Below are 223 nucleotides of genomic sequence, written 5' to 3'. Positions count from 1 at the left end.
GCCGGAGAGAAGCCGCGCGCCCGTGATGAAACGCATCTGCCGGGCCGCGTCGCGGGCGCGGTCGAGGAAGTCCTCGTAGTTCTCGGGATTGCCGATGATCTGCAGCAGCTGTTCCTCGATCGCCGATTCATCCACCAGCGGAATGCCGAAGGCAGGGTCGATGAGCACGTCGAGCACATGCGGGGATTGCGCCACCGTGTTGGCAAGCCGAGGAGCCGTGCCG

Annotated in this window: 1 protein-coding gene; it reads right to left on the bottom strand. The window is 65.9% G+C overall.

Features of this window, described 5'->3' with window-relative positions; genetic code table 11:
- The coding region (locus E4K09_RS04100; RefSeq protein ID WP_134495366.1) for a hypothetical protein at nt 1-223 on the bottom strand (223 nt) is incomplete at both ends.

It is taken from the genome of Microvirga pakistanensis, from assembly GCF_004458765.1.
GTDB classification, from domain to species: domain Bacteria; phylum Pseudomonadota; class Alphaproteobacteria; order Rhizobiales; family Beijerinckiaceae; genus Microvirga; species Microvirga pakistanensis.
Note: the sequence above shows the minus strand (reverse complement) of the source record. Positions and strands in the feature narration are given on the sequence as shown.